The organism is Synergistaceae bacterium (assembly GCA_012521675.1).
Classification (GTDB): domain Bacteria; phylum Synergistota; class Synergistia; order Synergistales; family Aminobacteriaceae; genus JAAYLU01.
Genome location: JAAYLU010000064.1, coordinates 1 through 2,238 on the forward strand (window position 1 = coordinate 1; position 2,238 = coordinate 2,238).

At 58.6% G+C, this 2,238-nt stretch carries 3 protein-coding genes; 2 read left to right on the forward strand and 1 reads right to left on the reverse strand.

The window, feature by feature from the left end; genetic code table 11:
• Nucleotides 1-183 precede the first annotated feature (183 nt).
• Together GX181_06165 and speB are read left to right on the forward strand one after the other, a co-directional pair.
• Complete coding sequence (locus tag GX181_06165; protein ID NLM71524.1) at nt 184-558, forward strand: transposase family protein; 375 nt, start codon at nt 184-186, stop codon at nt 556-558.
• 59 nt (nt 559-617) lie between these two features.
• On the forward strand, nt 618-1,553 hold the full coding sequence (gene speB / locus GX181_06170) for an agmatinase (GenBank protein NLM71525.1): 936 nt from the start codon (nt 618-620) through the stop codon (nt 1,551-1,553).
• 226 nt (nt 1,554-1,779) lie between these two features.
• Here speB and GX181_06175 read toward each other — a convergent pair.
• A partial coding sequence (locus GX181_06175) for a GMP synthase (glutamine-hydrolyzing) (protein ID NLM71526.1) occupies nt 1,780-2,238 on the reverse strand: 459 nt, incomplete at its 5' end.

Sequence of the window (2,238 nt, forward strand, 5' to 3'; positions counted from 1 at the left end):
AGTGGGTATAGATTGAATCGAAACAATGTGACACATGGTTTTCCGGGGTGTATCATTGAGTCGCATCGACTTACACCGCGAGCATGGAGGCGCTGGAATAATGATCATGGGACCGCGCGATTCCCTCAACGGAGAAAGATATCGTCTCTTTCAGGAAGCTCTGGAGATCACACCCCCTGGTTCGTGAAAGAGGTCCGCCTGAACCGGGACCGGGGAAGGCTCGACATCATCCTGGACTTCTCGAAAGGATCGCGCTTCAAGTGTCCCGAGTGCGGCTGCGAGTACACTGCCTACGACACAAGGCTGCGGGAGTGGAGGCATCTGGACTTCTTCCAGCACGCCACGCACATCTTCGCCCCTCTGCCTCGCATCGAGTGCCTGCGGAGTCCGCACCGTGGAAGTCCCTTAGCCATGGTCGAGGGTTACAACAGCGTCCCTCGTGCCGGGAGGGCGATGGCGAGGGGATTTCGCACGGTGGGTAACGTTATCTTGAAGAGCTTTTTAATGGCGGGGAAACTGGATTTCGACTTCCCAAGGAATATTTGGAATCCCTTGTGACCCACTGGATCTAAGAAGGCTCCATAAAAACTCAGTCCGGAGAAGGGGGCGAAATAAGAGTGGATAGAATAAACCAGCCCATTACGGGAATATGTTCCTTCGCAAAATATCCCATAGTGGAGGATTACGGAAGCATCGACGCCGACATCGCCGTGATCGGGGTTCCTTACGATACAGGGGTGGGATTCCTGCCAGGGGCGCGGCTCGGACCCAGAAGGATAAGGGAGGTTTCAACCCAGTACGCCAGGGGCGAGGCGGGATTCTTTGACCCCGACGTCGGTGAACAGCTCCTGGCAGCACCCGTAAAAATCGTAGACTGCGGCGACGCAGACGTCCTTCACGGAGATGTGCAATACTCATTTTCCAAAATAGAGCATGCCGTCGGAAGGATCCTCGAAAAAGGGGCCGTACCGGCGATCATGGGAGGAGACCACTCCATAACCATACCTGCGGGCAGGGCCCTCGGGGCCATCGGCAAAAAAATAACCGTGATACAGTTTGATGCTCACCTTGATTGGACCGGAAACGTGGGACCCCAGCGGTATGGAAACGGAAGCCCCATGAGGAGGCTGTCGGAGATGGACCACATCGGCGGAATGGCCCAGATTGGTCTTCGGGGAATAGGTTCCAGCCGCAGGGAGGATTTTGAGGACGCGAAATCCTGGGGCAGCGTGCTTATAACCTCAAGAGAGGCCCGCGGGATCGGTCCCGAGGGAGTGCTGGCCAGAATCCCGAAATCGGACTACTACTACGTGACCATAGACATCGACGGCTACGACATGTCCATAGCCCCCGGCACCGGCTCACCGTCACCGGGTGGCATGTACTATGATGAGGTTAACGACATGCTTGCGGGAATATGCCGGATGGGGAAGGTGGTCGGTTTCGACCTGGTGGAGGTGGCGCCCCAGTACGACCCCGCAGGAATAACAAGCCGCCTCGCCGCCATGACCATGCTCAATATGATGGCGCAAATCATGAAAAACAGAAGTTGACCAAGAGGCGCTTGGAGAACTTCCGTTTTGCGAGAGAAACATGCCCCGGGGCAAACCTCTTCCGCCGAGTTGAGAGCGAGATCCCTCGCCTTCGCCTCGGGATGACAGAAATAACCTGGTTTGTCAGGGACGACAGGCCCTTTTGTCATCCGAAGGGCGGGATCGGCCCGAGGCATCTGGGATCAAACCCGGATTCCTCTCTGTTTTGCCAGGAATTGCAACCGACCTACTCCCACTCGATCGTCGCGGGAGGCTTTCCTGTTATGTCGTAGACCACCCTGTTGACGCCTGGGACCTCGGCGCATATCCTGTGCGACGTCCTGTCGAGCACGTCCCATGGTATGCGCACCCAGTCGGCGCTCATCCCGTCCTGCGACTCGACCGCGCGCAGAGCGACGGTCTCGGAGTAGGTGCGGGCGCCATCCGTCATGCCGACCGACCTCACCGGCAGGAGGGCGGCGAACGACTGCCACACTATGTCGCTTCCCTGCCACTCCGCCAGCTCCTCGTGGAAGATGGCGTCAGCCCTGCGCAGGGCGTCCAGCCTCTCGACCGTGATCTCCCCGAGGCAGCGTACCGCCAGGCCAGGGCCGGGGAAGGGCTGACGGGCGACCATCTCCTCCGGTATCCCCAGCAGTCGGCCCACGGTTCGCACCTCGTCCTTGAACAGGTCGCGCAGCGGCTC